Below are 21239 nucleotides of genomic sequence, written 5' to 3' on the forward strand. Positions count from 1 at the left end.
CATAGCCAATCGAGCGAGTTCGCCCAGAGCTATGCCTAGCATGCCAAAATCGATAGCGTCATTTCAGTTCCGAGCATTAACTTCTCTCACATACGATTGGCATGCACCCAGTGCAATCAATCCTCGATCGCCGTCGTCGGTGATGCCGATAATTCGTTGAGCATGCGCCGGGTCAAGTTCGGCTCTTGTGGGGCCATGAACCACGCCGCTGGTGGCGGTGGTGAATGAAACCGATCCGTTGCCGGCGCCGGTGGTGGCGTCGAGTAGGACTGACAAGCGCAGATCAGCAGTGGCAAGACGGTCGCGCAGGCGACCTTGATCACGTTGGGCATCGCTCAAGGCTCGGTAATGGGTTTGTTCGCTGGATGCCAGACGCTGCTCGAGCGCGAGGCGTTTGTCCTGTTCCGCACGCTGTTGCGCGGCCGAGGCCAGATTCAGTTGGTTGAGGGTTTCGGTGTGCAGCCGGGACTGCTCGCTGAGGCGACTACCGTAGCGCCAGTCCTGCACCTGCCAAGTGATTGCTGCGGATGTGCCGGCCAGGGCGATCAGTAGCACCGGTTTGACCATCAGCCGATACGGCGCTGGCATCAAGTCGCCGAAACGCATAACACCGCCCTCGCCCGCTCCCACAGTTCGAGCCGATCTTGCAGGCCATTTAGACCGCCGTTGATTCTGCGGGTGATCGCGTTGAATTCGTTTTGATCCGCGAGCGTGTTCAACCCATTCACCGACCAGAACCACGCGGCTGACTCAGCGGCCCATTGCGGCAACTCCAGCAGCTCCGGAGTGCGTAGCAATCGTTCATCGCCGAACAGCGCCAGACTGCAACGCAGGTAGTTGTCATGGCCGGTGACCTGGATCAGTCCGCGACCGCGATAGCGCTGGCCATCGCCATCCGCTGCAGGGGTGTTGCCTAGTTTTGCAGCCAACGTACCCGTGTCGTATTTGCTCAGGTATTGATCGCCGCCCAGCTCGCGCACGTACTGCAGTTGACCAGACTCGTGACCGACTTGAGCCAAGAATGCGGCTTGGCGTTTCGGTGTGTTGATCTGTCGATGCGCCATAGCTGCGTTGAGGGCGGAAACAAAAACGCCCGCTTGGCGGCGGGCGTTGGGCATGATGGTTTGAATCTGCTGCGTCGTTATCTGCATAAATGCTCCAAATGAAAAAGCCCGCTTTCGCGGGCTTCTCAGTTAATTGACCTTTCGATCAAAGGGTACATTTCGAGGTGGTAGGGTGGCGGATCATTTCATGCGCGCATTCTAAGTCAGCATTCCTCTTCTCAACGAATGGCGGCAACGCTGCTGCTGCAAATGCGAGCATCGGCACGAAATACAACGTTAGGTACAGTCTTCCAAGCATCACAAGCTACCTTTCTGGTGGGTTTCAGAGACGCTAACGAAAAACCAAACTCCGTGCCATCGAACACGATGTAGTTACTCGAATGGGGTTCGCTTTCCATACGATCACGGACGCTTCGCTACTGCTTGAGCTGAACGACCTTCAAATCCTTCACCGTTTTTTTCTTCCTGCCTTTCGCTTTCGCCTTGCCCTTCTTGCCACCGTTGCACTCGACCGTTGTGCTCCAGCCTGACCGGGTAAACACCTGCTCCACCGAGTCGACCAGGTATTCACCATCGAGACCAATCTTGAACCCTTGGGCATTGATCGATCGCTCGGCGAATAAGTCGGTGCGCCCAGGCATTTCCAACCGGACCCCGGCCGTAGACCGGTTGAAGGCAGCCAACCGCGCCTTGGCCGCTTCTTCAGCTGCAGACTTGTTCGGGTAGATGTGGCGGTCGGTACCCGAAGATATTCAACGACTGAGGACTCAACTGATCGCCACTAGGGCACCGTCGACGGTGAACCACTACCTGGCTACTTTCGCCGGATTCTTATCGTGGTGTGAAGACAACAGATATTGCCGTGATGGGTTGGCGGCGGCTTGCGTCCGTTTCGCAATGATCGGACGTGAACCAGATCCCCTGACGAAGGCAGAGTTTGACCAGTTGATAAATAAGGGCTGTTTACACGTTCAGGATTCGGCTGCGATCACACTCGCCGTTTACACAGGACTTAGACCCGGAGAATTATGCGGGCTGGCGGTGGAGGATATTGACCTGGCGTCCGGGCAGCTACACATAACCAGAGCGATCACTGCAGACGGCACCTTCAAAGTCCCCAAAACTGGTAAGTCCCGCACCGTATTTTTGATGCCACCAGCCCTCGATGCTTGCAAAAGCCTTATCGGTCTCGTCGAAAACCATGAACCGAGGACTATCGAGATTTATATGAATCGGCATGAGAGCAGGCAGGAAACGGTAACGCCATTGCTGTCTCCGACTACGCAGGCTCGAAAGAAAATCATCAATCACTGGTACGTCCCGACATCATGGAATACTAAATGGGCCGCCGTACAAAAACGCTCTGAGATACGCCCGCGTCGGCCCTATCAGACCAGACATACATATGCATGCTGGTGCCTGACTGCACGCGGAAATCTGGCGTTCATTGCGAAACAGATGGGTCACAAAGACTTCACCATGCTCGTGGAAGTCTACGCGAAATGGATGGACGATGAATCCCCCCAAGAACTTGAACTTATATGGCGCAATATTAAAAAATTAGCAAAACCCTTAACTTAGTCACCACCACCGTCCTTCTTCCCCATTTTAGAGGCGAACAAGCGCTTTTGCTCTTCGTATATTTCAGCAACTAGTCTTTCCGCCTCACGCTTTCTTCTGCGGACTTCTCGTGGATCACTAGGAGACCTACCAGAAATCGAATTATTATACGCTCGCTGACTTGCTATTAACTGCGCATAGGCGAGAGCAACATCACTAGGAACAGGATTATTATAAGGATTAGTGATCGCGTCAGTATTAATCTCATCAAAATCTAGCTCTTCACCTATGGCATGAGCCCAGGTGTGTTTTGAGGAATTATCGAACGTAATCTTCCACTCGGCGGCGTCATCCAAGGCAGCCTCTCTCACTTCATCAATAACCTCTGGGGATGTGGTTTGCTCCAAGTAAGTATTAGCGAAATCGAGGAATTGGTGGTGGCTATACAGAAAAAAATCCTGTCCAGTCTCCTCTGAGAATTCTTCGATTAAGCGCGGCAATGGTCCAATCGTCTTGCCTCCTTGCCTATCCCACCAGTCGTCTTTCTGCTCTCCCGTCACCAGTATGACGGGCTTGTTAACCGCTTTAGCTTTTTCAATAACTTGCTTCCAAATAATCAAGTCACCATAACGTTTGCATACATCACTAAAAACGGTAGAGCCTTTGTGTTTTCCAACATCTTCGAAGCCAGGAGGAATTCTATTCGCATACCGAACCTCTCCATCTTTTACAACAGCTTTCAATTGCTCTTCGGAATACCGAGCCCCTACCTTGCCCATCAACGCTTCAGAAAGCGAAGACTTGACATCATCCGAGGTCAGTCGAGATTCGTGAAAGTCACGCTTAGCCTCAAGCTCAGCAATGACTTTATTAGAAACCTCAACAAATTCCTTATGGAGACTCTCAGGCAAAAAAGGATGTTTCGTTGCGCTATCGAAATTATCAAGTACCGAAGTCAGGCTACCTACGGCTGCTGTGTATAATCCGGCTTGTGCATGAGCAATTGAAGCGCGGTTATCGAGCAACTCATAGATTACTTGATATGGAATCCATAAACGGTCACCGAGGGAAGCAATCACTTTATAGAGCGCATCTCGCGCTTCATCAGATCGTTTATATACTGAGGTTAGGACGTTTGTATCAAAAACAAAAAAGCAGTTTTGCCACAATTTTGCGCGTCGTTCAGCGTCATCAGCGAAATGACTAGAGAACACATCCTTCATGCCTAACCCCTCCATATGAACAATGGCACATTAATACCATGCCGAGCTGATCCTCACCACCGTAGTTGGCGTTGAGGGCAGGGCATCACGACGTGATACCCTTAAATACAGAATCTTACGATTTGGGTCTTTGTAATCCACGTGCCGTCAAACGCCCCAAATTTGCCCCATTTTTTTCAGCGTACCCTCCTAACCTACTGATGAATAAGCCAATTTCCGATCTATCCAGCCACACCCCGATGATGCAGCAGTACTGGCGCCTGAAGAATCAGCACCCGGACCAGCTGATGTTCTACCGCATGGGCGACTTCTACGAGATTTTCTATGAGGACGCGAAGAAAGCCGCGAAGCTGCTCGACATCACTCTGACGGCGCGCGGGCAATCGGCGGGTCAGGCAATTCCGATGTGCGGTATTCCTTACCATGCGGCGGAAGGTTATCTGGCGAAGCTGGTCAAGCTTGGCGAGTCGGTGGTGATCTGCGAGCAGGTCGGCGACCCGGCGACCAGCAAAGGCCCGGTCGAGCGCCAAGTGGTGCGGATCATCACCCCGGGAACGGTCAGCGACGAAGCGTTGCTCGATGAGCGCCGCGACAACCTGATCGCGGCAGTGCTGGGTGACGAGCGCCTGTTCGGTCTGGCGGTGCTGGATATCACCAGCGGCAATTTCACCGTGCTGGAAATAAAGGGCTGGGAAAATCTGCTGGCAGAACTGGAGCGGGTCAATCCGGTTGAGCTGCTGATCCCGGATGACTGGCCGAAAGACCTGCCGGCGGAAAAACGCCGTGGCGTGCGCCGTCGTGCGCCGTGGGATTTTGAGCGCGACTCGGCGCTGAAAAGCCTTTGTCAGCAGTTTTCCACGCAGGATCTGAAAGGCTTCGGTTGCGAGAACCTGACGCTGGCCATCGGCGCCGCCGGCTGCCTTCTGGCGTACGCCAAGGAAACCCAGCGCACTGCCCTGCCCCACCTGCGCAGCCTGCGTCACGAACGGCTGGATGACACGGTGGTGCTCGATGGCGCGAGCCGACGCAATCTGGAACTCGACACCAACCTGGCGGGCGGTCGTGACAACACCTTACAATCGGTGGTTGATCGTTGCCAGACCGCCATGGGCAGCCGTTTGCTGACCCGCTGGCTGAACCGCCCGCTGCGCGATCTGACCGTATTGTTGGCGCGTCAAACCTCGATCACTTGCCTGCTTGATCGCTATCGCTTTGAGAAGCTGCAACCGCAGCTCAAGGAAATCGGTGACATCGAGCGCATTCTCGCGCGGATCGGCCTGCGCAATGCGCGACCGCGTGACCTTGCGCGTCTGCGCGATGCACTGGGTGCACTGCCGGAACTGCAAGCGGCGATGACCGATCTGGAGGCGCCGCACCTGCAAAATCTGGCGACCATCACCAGCACCTACCCGGAACTGGCGGCATTGCTGGCGAAAGCCATCATCGACAACCCGCCCGCAGTGATCCGCGACGGCGGCGTACTGAAAACCGGTTACGACAGTGAACTGGACGAGTTGCAATCGCTGAGCGAAAACGCCGGTCAGTTCCTGATCGATCTTGAAGCCCGGGAAAAAGCCCGTACCGGCCTGGCCAATCTGAAAGTCGGCTACAACCGCATTCATGGCTATTTCATCGAACTGCCGAGCAAGCAGGCCGAGTCGGCGCCAGCGGACTATATCCGCCGCCAGACCCTGAAAGGCGCTGAGCGCTTCATCACCCCTGAGCTGAAAGAGTTCGAAGACAAAGCACTGTCCGCCAAGAGCCGTGCCCTTGCGCGTGAAAAAATGCTCTACGAAGCGCTGCTGGAAGATCTGATCAGCCAATTGCCGCCATTGCAGGACACCGCAGGCGCGCTGGCCGAACTGGACGTGCTGAGCAACCTCGCCGAACGTGCACTGAACCTCGACCTGAACTGCCCGCGTTTCGTCAGCGAGCCGTGCATGCGCATTACTCAGGGCCGCCACCCGGTGGTCGAGCAAGTGCTGACGACGCCGTTCGTGGCCAACGACCTGAGCCTGGATGACAACACGCGCATGCTGGTGATCACCGGCCCGAACATGGGCGGTAAATCCACCTACATGCGGCAGACCGCGCTGATCGTACTGCTGGCGCATATTGGCAGCTTCGTGCCGGCGGCCAGTTGCGAATTGTCACTGGTGGACCGCATCTTCACCCGCATCGGCTCGAGCGATGACCTCGCCGGCGGCCGTTCGACCTTCATGGTCGAGATGAGTGAAACCGCCAACATTCTGCACAACGCCACCGAACGCAGCCTGGTGCTGATGGACGAAGTCGGTCGCGGCACCAGCACCTTCGATGGTCTGTCGCTGGCCTGGGCTGCGGCTGAACGTCTGGCGCATCTGCGCGCGTACACGCTGTTCGCGACGCACTATTTTGAACTGACCGTGCTGCCGGAGGCCGAACCCCTGGTGGCCAATGTGCATCTCAACGCTACCGAGCACAACGAACGCATCGTGTTCCTGCACCACGTGCTGCCGGGGCCGGCCAGTCAAAGCTACGGTCTGGCCGTGGCACAACTGGCCGGCGTGCCGAGCGAAGTGATTGTGCGTGCCCGTGAGCATCTGAGTCGTCTGGAAGACACCGCGCTGCCCCATGAGGCGCCGAAACCGGCCGCCAAAGGCAAACCCGCAGCGCCGCAGCAAAGCGACATGTTTGCCAGCCTGCCGCACCCGGTGCTGGATGAACTGGCGAAAGTCGACCTGGACGACATGACCCCGCGTCGCGCGCTCGAAATGCTCTATACACTGAAGAAGCGGATATAAGCACTGAAGAAGCGGATATAACGCAAATCGCTTCAAGCTGTTAGAATCTCGCGCGGTTCGGGATGCTGCTGGCTCATAGCCTGGCCAGCAGGTATCGCTCCCGAACCTGGCGACCCCAACCGTGAAGGGGCAACGCTGCCGCCGCCTGAGGAGAAAATTAGAAATGACCTTCGTCGTCACCGACAACTGCATCAAGTGCAAGTACACCGACTGCGTAGAAGTGTGTCCGGTGGACTGCTTTTACGAAGGCCCGAACTTCCTGGTGATTCACCCGGACGAGTGCATCGACTGCGCACTGTGCGAACCAGAATGCCCTGCTGTGGCCATCTTCTCGGAAGATGAAATCCCTGCCGGCATGGAAAATTTCATCGAGCTCAATGCTGAGCTGGCTGACATCTGGCCGAACATCACCGAGAAGAAAGAATCGTTGCCGGATGCCGAAGAGTGGGATGGCGTCAAAGGCAAGATCAAAGATCTCGAACGCTGATCCCCCCGCGCTCGAAATAAAAGGCCCCTCGCGGGCCTTTTTGCTTTTCTGCAGGCAAAAAAAGGGGCGGTATGACCCGCCCACATTTTTTCCCTATTCCCTGTATTCCCTTTCATCGTCCTGATGAATCACGTCCTGCGATGTCCGTTCCCCTCCTCCCTGAAGGGCGTGTCTGTCCGTCGACACAGTTCAGATACTAATGATTTTCCAGAACGGGACAATCGGCCTCGAGCGCCAGAAGTTATCGTCACGAGGTTTTAATAATCAGAAATATGCTTGTCTATCAATGTGTTACGTAAAATCAGCAAGCGGAATAGCCGTCCGCCACACTGTAAAAATATCGAACACTTACGAAACAGTAAGCATTGGCTTACAGAGCGAGACTACATCTCGCTCATCCAGCCCTTTGACCGCATCACAATCCGCCGCATTTGCTAAAGGCAACAAAAAGCCCCGAACCAGTCGGGGCTTTTTGCGGGCGGTCGTGCAGGCGCTTATTGAAACAGCGACTCGCTCGACAGGCCATTCTTCTCAAGGATCTCACGCAGGCGTTTGAGGCCTTCCACCTGGATCTGCCGCACCCGTTCCCGGGTCAGCCCGATCTCCAGGCCTACGTCTTCCAGCGTACTGCTTTCATGACCGCGCAGGCCGAAGCGACGTACCACCACTTCGCGCTGCTTGTCGGTCAGTTCCGACAGCCATTGATCGATGCTCTGCGACAGGTCGTCATCCTGCAGCAGTTCGCACGGATCGGTCGGACGGTCATCGGTGAGGGTATCCAGCAGGGTTTTATCCGAATCCGGACCCAGCGAGACGTCGACCGAAGAAACCCGCTCGTTCAGGCCGAGCATGCGCTTGACCTCGCCCACCGGTTTTTCCAGCAGGTTGGCGATTTCTTCGGGTGAAGGTTCGTGGTCGAGTTTTTGCGTCAGCTCCCGTGCAGCCCGCAGGTACACGTTGAGCTCCTTGACCACATGAATCGGCAGCCGGATGGTCCGGGTCTGATTCATGATCGCGCGTTCGATGGTCTGACGAATCCACCAGGTCGCGTAGGTCGAGAAGCGGAAGCCGCGCTCGGGATCGAACTTTTCCACCGCCCGGATCAGCCCGAGGTTGCCCTCTTCGATCAGATCCAGCAGCGACAGCCCCCGGTTGACGTAACGCCGGGCGATTTTGACCACCAGCCGCAGATTACTTTCGATCATGCGCTTGCGCCCGGCGGGATCGCCACTTTGCGACAAACGCGCAAAATGAACTTCTTCTTCCGGGGAGAGCAGAGGGGAAAAGCCGATTTCGTTGAGATACAACTGCGTGGCATCAAGTGCACGCGTGTAATCGATGTACTTGTGTTGTTTGAGTGTTGCGGAGTGTCTGGATCTGGAACGAACGGAAGGTGGAGCAGCCCCTTCATCATTCGACATCGAATCCGAATCGATGCCGGTCTCCATAAGGAGAACCTCATCGTCGATGTCAAACTCCGGCACTTCTTTACTGAGAGCCATTGTTATAGTCCTTTGGTGAGTTCGACCCCAAGCTCAAGCGACGCCTTTATCCTTGGCAACGCTGGAGCCTGTCCCCTCTACGCGACGGAACAGGCTGGCTTACACATCAACGTCTGGGCAGGAACTGCAGTGGATCTACAGGTTTACCTTGGCGGCGAATCTCAAAATGCAGTTTCACCCGGTCTGTACCCGTTGACCCCATTTCGGCAATTGTCTGTCCGACCTTGACCTGCTGCCCCTCCCGAACCAACAGCCTGCGGTTATGTCCGTAGGCACTGACGTAGGTTTCGCTGTGTTTGATGATGACTAATTCGCCGTAGCCCCTTAAGCCACTCCCGGCGTAAACCACCGTCCCATCAGACGCAGCTAAAACAGGCTGTCCCAAATCTCCGGCGATATCAATGCCTTTATTCAAACTACCGTTTGAAGAGAATTTTCCAATCAGAACGCCATTAGATGGCCATCCCCAGCCGGTCGGGGCCGGGCCGGCCGGAGGCAGTGGTGCAGGTGCTGGCTTGCTTGCGACGGACGGTGCAACGCCAGTAGATCCGCGGGTTGTAGTGGTGGTGGTGCCATTTGCCTGGCGTCGGATTACCGTGGTTTTGCTCGACGAGGAAGGTGACGAACTGCTGGTGCTGACCACCGCGGTCGGCGTTGAACCGCTACGGCCGTCGAAGCGAATCGTCTGACCCGGATGGATCGTATACGGCGTAGGAATATTGTTCCGGGCGGCGAGGGTTTTGTAGTCCCAGCCGTAGCGGAAGGCGATCGAAAACAAGGTGTCGCCGGGACGGACTACATACTGCCCGGTCGTCACGGTAGGCCTTTGTGCAACGGCATTGTTGCGATCGACCACCCGGACATTGCTCGATTTGGTGCTGGAGCAACCGACCAGCAAAGTACTCAAGACAAGGCCAGTCACCAGGCGCTGAAAGCTCGTGTTACCCATACGCTGCGCTATGACTGTGAGACTCACCCGCCGCTCCTTTGTGGTGGCTGAAAAATGTACAAGTGCCGCATCCCGGCCCAGGTTGTCGCAAGTATAACGGGCCGGTTCGGCTTTACCTTTAATGACGCGAAATCGCTGCACGCACACGTTTGCCACTGGCCAACTCGCTGCGTTTAATTCTTCGCTGCCGGTGTAAGACACAGGCGAACGAAAGGAATTCAGCAGGCTTTTATAAATGCTCAGGCGAGTGGCCCGTTGAGCAATGGCACGAAACGCACGGCGCCGAGAACGTGTCGGGAAAACCCGTTTTCCTCGCGCACGATCAGCATCAGTTGCTGCACTTCGCCCGAGCCCACCGGGATCACCATGCGCCCTCCCGGTGCCAGTTGGTCGAGCAAGGCTTGTGGTATGTCGGTGGCGACGGCGGTGACGATAATGCCGTTATACGGTGCCAGCGCCGGCCAGCCTTCCCAGCCATCGCCCCAGCGAAACACCACATTGCGCAGGTTCAGTTCGACCAGGCGCTCCTTGGCGCGATCCTGCAGGACCTTGATGCGCTCGACCGAGAAAACGCGCTCGACCAGCTGCGACAAGACCGCAGTCTGATAACCGGAACCGGTGCCGATCTCCAGCACTTTATCCAGCGGGCCCGCCTCAAGCAGCAGCTCGCTCATCCGCGCGACCATATAAGGCTGGGAAATCGTCTGGTTGTTGCCGATCGGCAGCGCGGTGTCTTCGTAGGCGCGATGGGCCAGCGCTTCGTCGACAAACAGGTGGCGCGGAGTCCGGCGAATGACTTCCAGCACCTTGGCGTTCGACACGCCTTCTTCATACAGGCGCTGGATCAGCCGCTCGCGGGTGCGCTGGGAGGTCATGCCGATGCCGCTGCGTAGTCGGTCTTCGTGTTCGCGGGCCATCAGCTCAACCCTCCAAGCCAGCCGTCCAGACTTCTGAACGCATCATTGAAGGTGCGATCGAGCTGCAACGGAGTGATGGACACGTAGCCTTGCATCACCGCATGAAAATCAGTCCCCGGACCGCCGTCTTCGGCATCGCCGGCTGCCGCGATCCAGTAACCGGCCTTGCCGCGCGGATCGACCACTTTCATCGGCGCCGCCGCGCGGGCACGGTGGCCGAGCCGGGTCAGTTGAATGCCACGAATATGGTCAAGGGGCAGATTGGGGATGTTCACGTTGAGTACCGTACGCGGCGGCAGGTCAAGGCTGGCATGCGCCTCGACCAGTTTGCGCGCGAAGTGGGCCGCTGTCGGCAGATTATCCACCTGGCGTGATACCAGCGAAAAGGCGAACGACGGGCGTTCGAGAAAACGCCCTTCAAGAGCTGCGGCCACGGTTCCGGAATACAGCACGTCATCGCCCAGGTTGGCGCCGAGGTTGATGCCGGACACGACCATGTCCGCCTCGCGTTCCAGCAAGCCGTTAAGGCCCAGGTGCACGCAGTCGGTCGGTGTGCCGTTAAGGCTGATGAAGCCGTTGGCCAGGTATTGCGGGTGCAGCGGACGGTCGAGCGTCAGCGAACTGCTGGCGCCGCTCTTGTCCTGCTCAGGGGCGATAACCACGCACTCGGTGTAATCCGCCAGCGCAGCATAAAGCGCGGCGAGACCGGGTGCAGTTACCCCATCGTCGTTAGAAATCAGAATACGCATGGGCTGTCCGTCTGCCCCACCGGCACCAGATCAACGAGTTCGCGCACCAATACGGTGGCGAAGCATCCGGCCGGGAGGACGAATTCCAGTTGCAGAATGTCAGGCTGGGGATAATGCCACGTCAACCCGCCAATGGGCAGCCGCAGGATGCGCCGTTCGTGGCTCATTCCGGCATTGACCAGCCAATCGCGCAGTTCGCCTTCAGCGCCAGCGATCCCCTGCTCCAGATCATGGACAGCCCCCGACGCCGGAGAGTCACCTTCGCCCCACTGCGGACCGGTGGGGTGCAAGTCGAGAATCGCCAGGCGCGGGTCGCTGCACTCCGCTTCACCGGCAGGAAAAAAACTGCGGCTATCGGTGAACGCGAGCAGATCGCCGACCTGGGCTTTCTGCCAGGTGCCGTCCGCCACGCGTGCTGCCAGCACTTTGTTAAAGAGAAAACTGCGCGCGGTCGACAGCAGTCGCGAACGCACGTTGCGCTGCTCCGGCAATGCCTTGCGCGCCGCCCAGCCACGGGCATCGACGACATTGCCGCCGTCATGACCGAACCGCTGGGCGCCGAAATAGTTGGGGATGCCTTGTTTGGCGATCAGTTGCAGACGCTCATCGATCGCTGCCTTGTCGCCGGCAAACTGGGTCAGACGCAACGTAAAGCCGTTGGCCGAGTGCGCCCCCCGTTGCAGCTTGCGCTTGTGGCGGGTGGTCTTGAGAATCTTCAGTGTGTCGTTTTCCGCCGCCGACAGATCCGGATCGGCCTTGCCCGGCAATTGCACGCTGAACCACTGGCGGGTCAGCGCCTGACGATCCTTGAGGCCGGCATAACTGACGGTGCGCAACGGCACACCCGCCGCCTTGGCGATTCGACGGGCCGCTTCTTCGGTATTCAGACCGCGTTTTTCGACCCAGATCCACAGGTGCTCGCCGTCGCCGCTGAACGGGATATCGAGCACTTCGTCGACCTGGAAATCTTCCGCGATGGCTTTCAGTACCGCCGTGCCGAGGGGTTCGCCATAGGCGCGCGGGCCGAGCAATTGCAGATCATTCATGCGCGCAGCAACAAGGCAACGGAATGCACGGCGATGCCTTCTTCGCGACCGACAAAGCCAAGCTTTTCGGTGGTGGTAGCTTTGACGTTCACTTGATCGAGCTCAACTTGAAGATCCGCAGCAATCAGCGCGCGCATCGATTCGATGTGCGGGGCCATTTTCGGCGCCTGGGCGACGATGGTGTTATCGACGTTGCCGACTTTCCAGCCCTTGGCGTGGATCAACGCAACCACATGACGCAGCAGCGCGCGGCTGTCGGCGCCCTTGAATTGGGGGTCGGTGTCAGGGAAGTGTTCGCCTATGTCGCCAAGCGCCGCGGCGCCGAGCAAGGCATCGCTCAAGGCATGCAGCAGGACGTCACCGTCGGAATGAGCGAGCAGCCCGAAGCCGTGTGCAATGCGCACGCCGCCCAGAGTAATGAAATCGCCTTCAGCGAAACGGTGCACATCATAGCCGTGGCCAATACGCATAAAAAAAACGCCCCGATTTTTGTCAGGGCGTGATTCTACCTGCTTTGGCGAACATTAGGCGCCTAGAGCGCGTGCGTGATGCTGCAAGTGGTCGTCAATGAAGCTTGATATGAAGAGATAGCTGTGGTCGTAGCCCGGTTGCAAACGCAACTCCAGCGGATGCCCCGCTTGTTTTGCCGCGTGTTGCAGGGCTTCGGGCTTGAGCTGGGTAGCGAGGAAATCATCGCGATCACCTTGATCGACCAGCAGCGGCAGTTTCTCCTTCGCGTCGGCCAGCAGTGCGCAGGCGTCCCACTCTTTCCACTTCGAACGGTCTTCACCCAGATAGTGGGAGAAAGCCTTCTGCCCCCACGGGCAATCCATCGGGTTGTTGATCGGCGAAAACGCCGACACCGATTGATAACGCCCCGGATTGCGCAACGCACAGATCAACGCGCCGTGGCCGCCCATCGAGTGGCCGCTGATGCTGCGTTTCTCCGAGGCTGGGAAATGCGCTTCAACCAGTGCAGGCAATTCCTCGACGACGTAGTCATGCATCCGATAGTGCCGCGCCCACGGTTGCTGCGTGGCATTCAGATAAAACCCGGCGCCGAGGCCAAAGTCCCAGCCCTTGTCCGCATCGTCCGCTACATCCGGGCCGCGGGGGCTGGTGTCCGGCGCGACGATGATCAGGCCAAGCTCGGCGGCCATGCGCATGGCACCGGCCTTCTGCATGAAATTCTCGTCGGTACAGGTCAGGCCTGATAGCCAGTACAGCACCGGCAATTTACCACCCTGCTCCGCCTGCGGCGGCAGATAGACAGCAAAGACCATGTCGCAATCGAGCACTTCGGAGCGATGGCGATAGCGCTTGTGCCAGCCACCGAAGCTCTTCTGACAGGAAATATTTTCCAGATTCACGGGATTCTCCCCAGCGGCAAGCGGCAAGCTTCCAGCTACAAGAAAAGGCACGCTCGCTCTCACTTGCAGCTTGAAGCTTGAAACCTGGAGCTGCTGTTAGAAATGGATGACGGTACGGATGCTCTTGCCTTCGTGCATCAGGTCGAAAGCCTTGTTGATATCTTCAAGCCCCATGGTGTGGGTGATGAAGGTATCCAGCGGGATCTCACCGCTCTGGGCCATATCGACGTAGCTTGGCAACTCGCTACGACCACGCACGCCGCCGAATGCCGAACCGCGCCAGACACGGCCGGTCACCAGCTGGAACGGACGGGTAGCGATTTCCTGGCCGGCCCCGGCGACGCCGATGATCACCGACTCGCCCCAGCCTTTGTGGCAGCACTCGAGGGCTGCACGCATCAACTGCACGTTGCCGATGCACTCGAAGGAGAAGTCGACGCCGCCATCGGTCATGTCGACGATCACTTCCTGGATTGGACGATCGAAGTCTTTCGGATTGACGCAGTCAGTGGCGCCCAGCTGTTTGGCGATTTCGAACTTGGCCGGGTTGATGTCGATGGCGATGATGCGCGCAGCCTTGGCTTTTACCGCGCCGATGACCGCCGACAGACCGATGCCGCCCAGACCGAAAATGGCCACGGTGTCACCCGGTTTGACCTTGGCCGTATTGATCACTGCGCCGATACCGGTGGTAACGCCACAGCCGAGCAGGCAGACCTTTTCCAGCGGCGCGTCCTTGGAAATTTTCGCCACTGAGATTTCCGGAAGCACGGTGTACTCCGAGAAGGTCGACGTGCCCATGTAGTGGAAAATCGTTTCGCCCTTGTAGGAAAAACGCGAAGTACCGTCCGGCATCAAGCCTTTGCCCTGAGTGGTGCGAATCGCCTGACACAGGTTGGTCTTGCCCGATTTGCAGAATTTGCACTGACCGCATTCCGGGGTGTACAGCGGAATGACGTGATCGCCGACCGCAACCGAGGTCACGCCCTCGCCGATGGCTTCGACGATGGCCCCACCTTCGTGGCCGAGAATCGACGGAAAGATCCCTTCCGGGTCGGCGCCGGACAAGGTGTAAGCATCGGTGTGGCAAACCCCGGAAGCCACCACGCGCAGCAACACTTCACCGGACTTGGGCATGGCTACATCGACTTCTACGATTTCCAGCGGCTTCTTGGCCTCGAAGGCAACGGCGGCGCGCGACTTGATCATGCTGACTCTCCAGTGAATCCATTGAATAAAAACCAGACAGGCAGTGTAGTTCAGCGCCGCTTGGTGAATAATCCGGGCGAAAGCAAAACATTATTGCCATACAGGGATAATCCCGATGCTGGAAAACCGCTGGGAAGGTATCGACGAGTTTGTCGCCGTGGCCGAATGCAACCAGTTCACCGCCGCCGCCGAACGTCTCGGGGTTTCGTCTTCACATATCAGTCGACAGATCGCACGTCTGGAAGAGCGTTTGCAGACGCGCTTGCTCTATCGCAGCACGCGCCGCGTGACGTTGACCGAAGCCGGGCAGACTTTCCTGCAACATTGCCAGCGTTTGCAGGACGGCCGCGAAGAGGCGTTGCGCGCGGTCGGCGATCTGGCCAGCGAGCCGAAAGGCATGCTGCGCATGACCTGCGCCGTGGCGTATGGCGAACGCTTTATCGTGCCGCTGGTGACGCGCTTCATGGGTGTGTATCCACAGTTACGCATTGATATCGAGCTGAGCAATCGCCAGCTCGATCTGGTCCATGAAGGCCTCGATCTGGCGATTCGCCTCGGTCGTCTGCAAGATTCGCGGTTGGTTGCCACACGGCTGGCGCCCCGGCGCATGTATCTCTGCGCGTCACCGTCCTACCTCGAACGGTATGGTCGCCCACACAGCTTGTCGGAATTGAGTCGGCACAATTGCCTGATCGGCAGTTCGGACATCTGGCAGCTTGAGCAGAACGGCCGGGAGTTTTCCCAGCGGGTGCAGGGCAACTGGCGCTGCAACAGTGGCCAGGCAGTATTGGATGCGGCGTTGCAGGGTGTGGGGTTGTGTCAGTTGCCGGATTATTACGTGCTGGAGCATTTGCACAGCGGCGCGCTGATTTCGCTGCTGGAGGCGCATCAGCCGCCGAATACGGCGGTGTGGGCGCTGTACCCGCAGCAGCGGCATTTGTCGCCGAAGGTGCGTAAGTTGGTGGATTTTCTTAAGGAGGGGTTGGCTGAAAAGCCAGAATATAGAGCTTGAGATCCAGGCTGGCTGAGCGACCGCCATCGCTAGCAGGCTAGCTCCCACAGTGGGACGCATTCAGCCGGCGAACGCATTTCAAATGCAGGAGTGAGCCTGCTCGCGATGGCGGCTCAACAGCCGACGAACATCAGCGGCGGTTAGCCCAGCGCTGGCGCAACCACTCCAGATCTTCCGGCCGGGTCACCTTGAGGTTATCCGCCCTGCCCTCGATCAGACGCGGCTTCAATCCAGCCCACTCCATCGCCGAGGCCTCATCGGTTATCACAGCATCAGCGACCAGACTGTCGGCCAACGCCCGATGCAACGCCCCAAGGCGAAACATCTGCGGCGTGTACGCCTGCCAGATCACGCTGCGATCGACGGTTTCAACCACGCGCCCGGACTTGTCGACGCGTTTGAGCGTGTCGCGCGCCGGCACCGCAAGCAAACCGCCAACCGGGTCATCCGCCAGTTCAGCCAACAACTTGTCGAGATCGTCGCGACTCAGATTGGGCCGTGCCGCATCGTGCACCAGCACCCAGTCGTGATCATCGGCACCCTGCGCATGCAAATGCAGCAACGCATTGAGCACCGAGGCGGAACGCTCGGCACCGCCGTCGACGCGCTGAATGCGCGGATCGCTGATGCACGCCAGGTTCGGCCAGTAAGGATCATCAACGGCAAGACTGACCACCAGCCCCTTGAGGCTCGGGTGATCGAGAAAACAGCCGAGGCTGTGTTCGAGAATTGTGCGCCCGCCCAGTTGCAGATATTGCTTGGGACGGTCCGCGGCCATTCGGGCACCAACGCCCGCGGCAGGAATCACGGCCCAGAAGGCCGGCAAGGAATCGATCATTGGGCCAACTGGTAAAGGGTTTCACCGTCCTTGACCATGCCCAGTTCGTGACGAGCCCGCTCTTCAACGGTCTCCATGCCTTTTTTCAACTCGCTGACTTCAGCGTCCATCACGCGATTGCGCTCCAGCAAACCTTCGTTCTCGGCATGTTGGTCAGCAATCTGCTGCTTCAGCTCGGCGACCTGCGCCAGACTGCCGTTGCCCACCCACAGGCGGTACTGCAGACCGGCCAGCAGCAAGAGCAAAACGAGAAACAACCAGTAAGGACTGCGCATCGAATATCAGGTATCCAGTGAAAAAAGACCGCCACGCGAAAACTTGAAGCATCTGATAGCACGAAGCCTGGAAAGATCCAGGCTTGTGCTTTCAAGGCATCAGATTAGTGGCAAATCCATCGCTGTCACGACTTTTTCGACACAATCCGGTGTCCTTCCATCAGTTTGTACTCAGCCGCGGAACTCGCTGCGGCCGTTGTACCTGGCCTTGCCGTTCAACTGCTCTTCGATACGCAGCAGTTGGTTGTACTTCGATACGCGGTCGGAACGACACAGTGAACCGGTCTTGATCTGGCCAGCCGAGGTGCCCACCGCCAGGTCGGCAATGGTCGAATCTTCGGTTTCGCCCGAACGGTGCGAGATCACGGCGGTGTAACCGGCAGCCTTGGCCATCTGGATGGCTTCCAGGGTTTCGGTCAGGGTGCCGATCTGGTTGAACTTGATCAGGATCGAGTTGGCGATCTTTTTATCGATGCCTTCCTTGAGGATCTTGGTGTTGGTGACGAACAGGTCGTCGCCTACTAGCTGAGTCTTCTCGCCGATCTTGTCGGTGAGAATCTTCCAGCCAGCCCAGTCGGACTCGTCCAGACCGTCTTCGATCGAGATGATCGGATAACGCTCGGTCAGGCCTTTGAGGTAGTCAGCGAAACCTTCAGCGGTGAACACCTGGCCTTCGCCGGACAGGTTGTACTTGCCGTCTTCGTAGAATTCGCTCGCCGCGCAGTCCAGGGCCAGGGTCACGTCGGTGCCCAGCTTGTAACCGGCGTTGGCCACGGCTTCGGAGATCACTTTCAGCGCGTCTTCATTGGACGCCAGGTTCGGTGCGAAACCGCCTTCGTCGCCCACCGCAGTGCTCAGGCCACGGGCTTTCAGCACAGCTTTCAAGTGATGGAAGATCTCAGTGCCCATGCGCAGACCTTCCGAGAACGACTTGGCGCCAACCGGCTGCACCATGAATTCCTGGATGTCGACGTTGTTATCGGCGTGCTCGCCACCGTTGATGATGTTCATCATCGGCACCGGCATCGAGTACACACCCGGAGTGCCGTTGAGGTTGGCGATGTGTGCGTACAGCGGCAGGTCCTGATCCTGCGCAGCCGCCTTGGCCGCAGCCAGGGATACCGCGAGGATGGCGTTGGCGCCCAGGGTTGCCTTGTTTTCGGTACCGTCGAGCTTGATCATCGCGTGGTCAAGGGCTTTCTGGTCGCTCGGGTCGGTGCCCAGCAGCAGATCGCGGATCGGACCGTTGATGTTGGCTACCGCCTTGAGCACGCCCTTGCCCAGGTAACGGCTCTTGTCGCCATCACGCAGCTCGAGTGCTTCACGCGAGCCAGTGGATGCACCGGACGGCGCGCAGGCGCTGCCGATGATGCCGTTGTCAAGAAGCACGTCCGCTTCCACGGTGGGATTGCCACGGGAGTCGAGAACTTCACGACCTTTGATGTCGACGATTTTTGCCATTGTTGTAAACACTCCAAAGTTGACGAAAACGACGCAGCTAGAGGAAATCTTCAATCGTCGGCAAGCGAAAGACAGCGGGCAGACTTGCAGACGACAACGCTCATGCCCGAGGGCATGAGCGACAAATCGTGCGGTACTTTACCGGACAAATGAGTCTTACGCGGTTTCTACCGTCGGAAAACTCTTCACCAGTTCGTCCAAAGCTTTGAGCTGGGCCAGAAATGGCTCCAGTTTGTCCAGACGCAAGGCGCAAGGGCCGTCGCATTTGGCGTTATCCGGATCCGGGTGCGCTTCGAGGAACAGACCCGCCAGCGACTGGCTCATGCCGGCCTTGGCCAGATCGGTGACCTGAGCGCGGCGACCGCCGGCGGAGTCGGAACGACCGCCAGGCATTTGCAGCGAATGGGTCACGTCGAAGAATACCGGGTATTCGAACTGCTTCATGATGCCGAAGCCGAGCATGTCGACCACGAGGTTGTTGTAGCCGAAGCTCGAACCACGCTCGCAGAGAATCAGTTGATCGTTACCCGCTTCCACGCACTTGTTCAGGATGTGTTTCATTTCCTGAGGCGCGAGGAATTGGGCTTTCTTGATATTGATCACGGCGTTGGTCTTGGCCATCGCGACAACCAGATCGGTCTGGCGCGACAGGAAGGCCGGCAGCTGAATGATGTCGCAGACCTCAGCGACGACCGCGGCCTGATCAGGCTCGTGGACGTCGGTGATGATCGGCACGCCGAAGGCTTGCTTGATGTCCTGGAAGATGCGCATGCCTTCTTCCAGGCCAGGGCCGCGATAAGAGGTCACAGAAGACCGGTTGGCCTTGTCGAAGCTGGCCTTGAACACGTAAGGGATACCGAGCTTTTCGGTGACCTTCACATACTCTTCGCAAACCTGCATGGCCATGTCACGGCTTTCCAGCACGTTCATGCCGCCGAACAGCACCATGGGTTTGTCGTTGGCAATCTCGATATCGCCGACGCGGATGATCTTCTGTGCCATCGGGGTTACGCCTTCTTCTGGTGTTGAGCCAACGCGGCCTTGACGAAACCGCTGAACAGCGGGTGGCCATCGCGTGGAGTCGAGGTGAACTCAGGGTGGAACTGGCAAGCGACGAACCACGGATGGTCGGCCGCTTCAACCACTTCAACCAGCGCCGCATCAGCAGAGCGACCGGAAATTTTCAGGCCGGCTTCGATCAGTTGTGGCAGCAGGTTGTTGTTCACTTCGTAACGGTGACGGTGACGCTCGACGATCACGTCCTTGCCGTAGCAGTCATGGACCTTGGAGCCCGGCTCGAGCAGGCAGTCCTGAGCGCCGAGACGCATGGTGCCGCCCAGATCGGACGCTTCGGTACGTACTTCTACAGCGCCGGTGGCGTCTTCCCACTCGGTGATCAGACCGACCACCGGGTGGCCGCTGGCGCGGTCGAACTCGGTGGAGTTGGCATCTTTCCAGCCCATCACGTTACGGGCGAATTCAATCACCGCCACTTGCATGCCAAGGCAGATGCCGAGGTAAGGCACCTTGTTTTCGCGGGCGTACTGAACGGCTGTGATCTTGCCTTCCACGCCGCGCAGACCGAAGCCGCCTGGTACGAGGATCGCGTCGACACCTTCGAGCAGCGCGGTGCCCTGGTTTTCGATGTCTTCGGAATCGATGTAACGCAGGTTGACCTTGGTGCGGTTGCTGATGCCGGCGTGGCTCATCGCTTCGATCAGCGACTTGTAGGCATCGAGCAGTTCCATGTACTTGCCGACCATGGCGATGGTCACTTCGTGTTCCGGGTTCAGCTTGGCATCGACCACCGCGTCCCACTCGGACAGATCGGCGCTGTTGCATTGCAGACCGAAACGCTCGACGACGAAATCGTCCAGACCCTGCGAGTGCAGGATGCCCGGGATCTTGTAGATGGTGTCGGCGTCTTCCAGCGCGATCACCGCACGCTCTTCGACGTTGGTGAACTGGGCGATCTTGCGACGCGACGAGATGTCGATCGGGTGATCGGAACGGCACACCAGCACGTCTGGCTGCAGGCCGATCGAACGCAGTTCCTTGACGGAGTGCTGGGTTGGCTTGGTCTTGGTTTCGCCGGCAGTGGCGATGTACGGCACCAGTGTCAGGTGCATCAGCATCGCGCGCTTGGCGCCGACTTCGAAACGCAACTGGCGGATCGCTTCGAGGAACGGTTGCGACTCGATGTCGCCCACGGTGCCGCCGATTTCGACCATCGCCACGTCAGCGTCACCGGCACCCTTGATGATACGGCGCTTGATTTCGTCGGTGATGTGCGGGATCACCTGGATGGTTGCACCCAGGTAGTCACCACGGCGTTCTTTGCGCAGCACGTGCTCGTAGACACGGCCAGTGGTGAAGTTGTTGTTCTGGGTCATGGTCGTGCGGATGAACCGCTCGTAGTGACCCAGGTCCAGGTCGGTCTCGGCGCCGTCGTGGGTGACGAACACTTCACCGTGCTGGAACGGGCTCATGGTGCCTGGATCGACGTTGATGTACGGATCCAGCTTCAGCATGGTGACCTTAAGCCCCCGCGCCTCCAGGATAGCCGCCAATGAAGCCGAGGCAATGCCTTTCCCCAATGAAGAAACAACACCGCCCGTGACGAATATGTAGCGCGTCATGAAAAACCCTAGAAGTCTGCGTTAAAGCGGAACGAGCCGCCGGGGAAAGCGAAGGAAGGCCGAAGCCCCCGATCACCTGCATTAATCACAGTGCACCTTTCAAAAAAACCGCCGCGTTGGGACAGACCGGCAGGTGAAACACCGGTACGTTGCTC

Annotated in this window: 20 protein-coding genes and 1 pseudogene; 4 read left to right on the forward strand and 17 right to left on the reverse strand. The window is 58.1% G+C overall.

From position 1 onward, the window contains the following. Nucleotides 1–63: 63 nt before the first annotated feature. The 3 genes and pseudogenes from J3P93_RS21795 to J3P93_RS21805 form a co-directional block, all read right to left on the reverse strand. Entirely contained in the window at nucleotides 64–606 is a 543-nt protein-coding gene (locus J3P93_RS21795) for a lysis protein (protein ID WP_434591807.1), read from the reverse strand. Continuing rightward, nucleotides 588–1151, reverse strand: coding sequence for a glycoside hydrolase family 19 protein (locus J3P93_RS21800; RefSeq protein WP_434591810.1), 564 nt, complete (start codon nucleotides 1149–1151; stop codon nucleotides 588–590). The genes J3P93_RS21795 and J3P93_RS21800 overlap by 19 nt, the downstream gene beginning before the upstream one ends. 329 nt (nucleotides 1152–1480) lie before the next feature. Continuing rightward, a pseudogene (locus tag J3P93_RS21805) lies at nucleotides 1481–1804 on the reverse strand (phage late control D family protein); the annotation flags it as partial. A 157-nt stretch (nucleotides 1805–1961) separates the two neighbouring features. Here J3P93_RS21805 and J3P93_RS21810 point away from each other — a divergent pair. Further along, on the forward strand, nucleotides 1962–2645 hold the full coding sequence (locus J3P93_RS21810) for a site-specific integrase (RefSeq protein WP_434591813.1): 684 nt from the start codon (nucleotides 1962–1964) through the stop codon (nucleotides 2643–2645). Here the strand turns inward: J3P93_RS21810 and J3P93_RS21815 are convergent. Continuing rightward, nucleotides 2642–3847, reverse strand: a complete 1206-nt coding sequence (locus J3P93_RS21815) for a PIN-like domain-containing protein (protein ID WP_434591816.1) — start codon at nucleotides 3845–3847, stop codon at nucleotides 2642–2644. The two genes, J3P93_RS21810 and J3P93_RS21815, sit on opposite strands and share 4 nt — an antisense overlap. Nucleotides 3848–4059: 212 nt before the next feature. Between J3P93_RS21815 and mutS the strand changes: the two genes are divergently transcribed. Then, on the forward strand, nucleotides 4060–6630 hold the full coding sequence (mutS, locus tag J3P93_RS21820) for a DNA mismatch repair protein MutS (protein ID WP_434598462.1): 2571 nt from the start codon (nucleotides 4060–4062) through the stop codon (nucleotides 6628–6630). Between the two features lie 163 nt (nucleotides 6631–6793). After that, on the forward strand, nucleotides 6794–7117 hold the full coding sequence (fdxA, locus tag J3P93_RS21825) for a ferredoxin FdxA (protein WP_434591819.1): 324 nt from the start codon (nucleotides 6794–6796) through the stop codon (nucleotides 7115–7117). 494 nt (nucleotides 7118–7611) lie between these two features. On the opposite strand, the gene rpoS is transcribed toward fdxA, so the two are convergent. The 8 genes from rpoS to J3P93_RS21865 form a co-directional block, all read right to left on the reverse strand. After that, complete coding sequence (gene rpoS, locus J3P93_RS21830; RefSeq protein ID WP_203420947.1) at nucleotides 7612–8619, reverse strand: RNA polymerase sigma factor RpoS; 1008 nt, start codon at nucleotides 8617–8619, stop codon at nucleotides 7612–7614. 106 nt (nucleotides 8620–8725) lie between these two features. Then, the gene (locus J3P93_RS21835) at nucleotides 8726–9595 is read right to left on the reverse strand and encodes a peptidoglycan DD-metalloendopeptidase family protein (RefSeq protein WP_434591823.1); all 870 of its coding nucleotides are present in this window, start codon (nucleotides 9593–9595) and stop codon (nucleotides 8726–8728) included. Between the two features lie 212 nt (nucleotides 9596–9807). Beyond that, nucleotides 9808–10443 carry a protein-L-isoaspartate(D-aspartate) O-methyltransferase gene (locus tag J3P93_RS21840; RefSeq protein ID WP_172833348.1) on the reverse strand — a complete coding sequence of 212 codons (636 nt, stop codon included), beginning with the start codon at nucleotides 10441–10443 and terminating at the stop codon, nucleotides 9808–9810. Between the two features lie 41 nt (nucleotides 10444–10484). After that, nucleotides 10485–11234, reverse strand: a complete 750-nt coding sequence (gene surE, locus J3P93_RS21845) for a 5'/3'-nucleotidase SurE (RefSeq protein WP_090282021.1) — start codon at nucleotides 11232–11234, stop codon at nucleotides 10485–10487. Further along, entirely contained in the window at nucleotides 11222–12280 is a 1059-nt protein-coding gene (truD, locus tag J3P93_RS21850) for a tRNA pseudouridine(13) synthase TruD (RefSeq protein WP_434591826.1), read from the reverse strand. Before truD ends, surE begins: the two co-directional genes overlap by 13 nt. Continuing rightward, on the reverse strand, nucleotides 12277–12750 hold the full coding sequence (gene ispF, locus J3P93_RS21855) for a 2-C-methyl-D-erythritol 2,4-cyclodiphosphate synthase (RefSeq protein WP_434591829.1): 474 nt from the start codon (nucleotides 12748–12750) through the stop codon (nucleotides 12277–12279). The genes truD and ispF overlap by 4 nt, the downstream gene beginning before the upstream one ends. A gap of 54 nt (nucleotides 12751–12804) precedes the next feature. Beyond that, nucleotides 12805–13650, reverse strand: coding sequence for an S-formylglutathione hydrolase (fghA, locus tag J3P93_RS21860; RefSeq protein WP_434591832.1), 846 nt, complete (start codon nucleotides 13648–13650; stop codon nucleotides 12805–12807). A gap of 96 nt (nucleotides 13651–13746) precedes the next feature. After that, on the reverse strand, nucleotides 13747–14859 hold the full coding sequence (locus J3P93_RS21865; protein WP_434591835.1) for an S-(hydroxymethyl)glutathione dehydrogenase/class III alcohol dehydrogenase: 1113 nt from the start codon (nucleotides 14857–14859) through the stop codon (nucleotides 13747–13749). A 115-nt stretch (nucleotides 14860–14974) separates the two neighbouring features. On the opposite strand from J3P93_RS21865, the gene J3P93_RS21870 reads away from it, so the two are divergent. Next, nucleotides 14975–15871 carry a LysR substrate-binding domain-containing protein gene (locus tag J3P93_RS21870; RefSeq protein ID WP_434591838.1) on the forward strand — a complete coding sequence of 299 codons (897 nt, stop codon included), beginning with the start codon at nucleotides 14975–14977 and terminating at the stop codon, nucleotides 15869–15871. Between the two features lie 130 nt (nucleotides 15872–16001). Here the strand turns inward: J3P93_RS21870 and ispD are convergent, their stop codons facing one another. From ispD to J3P93_RS21895, 5 genes are all read right to left on the reverse strand, one after another. Further along, nucleotides 16002–16709, reverse strand: a complete 708-nt coding sequence (ispD, locus tag J3P93_RS21875) for a 2-C-methyl-D-erythritol 4-phosphate cytidylyltransferase (protein ID WP_434591841.1) — start codon at nucleotides 16707–16709, stop codon at nucleotides 16002–16004. Then, entirely contained in the window at nucleotides 16706–16984 is a 279-nt protein-coding gene (gene ftsB / locus J3P93_RS21880; protein ID WP_007964293.1) for a cell division protein FtsB, read from the reverse strand. Before ftsB ends, ispD begins: the two co-directional genes overlap by 4 nt. 171 nt (nucleotides 16985–17155) lie before the next feature. Next, entirely contained in the window at nucleotides 17156–18445 is a 1290-nt protein-coding gene (eno, locus tag J3P93_RS21885) for a phosphopyruvate hydratase (protein ID WP_258450356.1), read from the reverse strand. Nucleotides 18446–18601: 156 nt separating this feature from the next. Continuing rightward, nucleotides 18602–19447, reverse strand: coding sequence for a 3-deoxy-8-phosphooctulonate synthase (gene kdsA, locus J3P93_RS21890; RefSeq protein ID WP_007954807.1), 846 nt, complete (start codon nucleotides 19445–19447; stop codon nucleotides 18602–18604). A 5-nt stretch (nucleotides 19448–19452) separates the two neighbouring features. Then, nucleotides 19453–21084 (reverse strand): CTP synthase, encoded by a 1632-nt coding sequence (locus tag J3P93_RS21895; RefSeq protein WP_090282014.1) that lies wholly within the window; start codon nucleotides 21082–21084, stop codon nucleotides 19453–19455. Nucleotides 21085–21239 lie beyond the last annotated feature (155 nt).

It is taken from the genome of Pseudomonas sp. R3-57 (genome assembly GCF_051132065.1).
In the GTDB taxonomy this organism is placed as follows: domain Bacteria; phylum Pseudomonadota; class Gammaproteobacteria; order Pseudomonadales; family Pseudomonadaceae; genus Aquipseudomonas.